This window comes from Olsenella sp. AGMB03486, assembly GCF_040884255.1.
Lineage (GTDB): Bacteria > Actinomycetota > Coriobacteriia > Coriobacteriales > Atopobiaceae > Olsenella_L > Olsenella_L kribbiana.
The window spans coordinates 1-576 of record NZ_JBEVTM010000066.1 but is presented as its reverse complement, the minus strand read 5'-3'; the positions used below and the strand labels follow the sequence as shown (position 1 = coordinate 576).

Here is a 576-nt window from a genome sequence, read left to right as displayed (position 1 = left end):
TCTCCGATGTCCGAGAGAGCAGCATCCGGTCCTGAGGGCTCGCCCTCGCACCCGTACCTTGAGAGCCGCATAGCGCAAAAGCAATCAATATCTTTCTTCAATGAAAGTCATCAGCATCTGATCGCTAGATATGCAACAAGCACAGCATAAGACACCCGAGCCATCGGATATGAAGATGGTAAGGGCGCACGGTGGATGCCTTGGCACAGGAAGCCGACGAAGGACGCGACAAGCTGCGATAAGCTGCGGCGAGAGGCACATGCTCTTCGACCCGCAGATCTCCGAATGGGCGAACCCGCGGGGGCCCATACCCCCGCACCTCCGGCAGAACGCATATGCCGGAAGGAGGCAACCCGGAGAACTGAAACATCTCAGTACCCGGAGGAAGAGAAATCAAACGAGATTCCCCCAGTAGCGGCGAGCGAACGGGGACGAGGCCAAACCGCGGAGCGCACTGCGCCCGCGGGGTTGAAGGGCCTGCACATATGTCCATGGATGCACGAGCGGAACGGCATGGGAAGGCCGGCGAGACAGGGCTAGAGCCCCGTACGCGTACATCCATCCATGGGCGGCAGG

At 60.1% G+C, this 576-nt stretch carries 1 rRNA gene; it reads left to right on the top strand.

Features of this window, described 5'->3' with window-relative positions:
- Positions 1 to 168: 168 nt before the first annotated feature.
- Positions 169 to 576: ribosomal RNA gene (locus tag ABVS03_RS11585) — 23S ribosomal RNA — on the top strand; the annotation flags it as partial.